The 662-nt window shown below is 45.0% G+C and carries 1 protein-coding gene; it reads right to left on the reverse strand.

Translation table 11 applies throughout. The features are described 5' to 3' along the window. Nucleotides 1–641: response regulator (locus tag KIV40_RS33810; protein ID WP_285353804.1), on the reverse strand; the 641-nt coding region annotated here is incomplete at its 3' end. Nucleotides 642–662: the final 21 nt, after the last annotated feature.

The raw sequence follows: 662 nt of genomic DNA on the forward strand, positions 1-662 counted from the left end.
ATAATATCGAGCAGAATAAGATCGGGTGGCGTGTCTTTATCGCACAGCTCTATCGCCTTTTTACCGGTACGACAGGCTTGAATCTTGTAGTGACTCTTTAATAGTTCGCCTAGCACCATCAGGTTGTTCGGTTCGTCGTCCACCAACAAGATATTTTGAGGCATTGGTTTAGGTATGTTTTCAATTCGACGACTGATTTCTGCTGAACCTGCTTTGTCGATAATGAGTTGTGGTGTGGGTGCATTAAACGCCTTGTGTACTCTCTCTATCAACATACTGCGAGAAAATGGCTTAACTAAGTAGTCTGTCACGCCGTGTTTAATTGACGTCATGACATCGTCTTGGTCGATATTACCGGTGACCATTACAAACGGAATGTGAGCGAAATTTTCGTCGCGACGAATGGTCTTGAGCAACTCAAGACCGTTCATTTTGGGCATGTTCCAGTCAGAGATAATGAGATCGATACTGTAGGTTTTGAGTTTTATCAGTGCTTCTCGGCCATCTTTAGCGCGATGTATTCCACGAAACTTGAGGGATTCTAGGATGGTCGCCATGGTTTGAGTCATGCAATCAAAGTCATCGACGCTCGGCACGCGCTTCAACTCATAGGTAGGCTCTGTGGCGGAGGGGTTGATCAATACATTGTTCATCATTGAGGT

The organism is Vibrio sp. D173a (assembly GCF_030248475.1).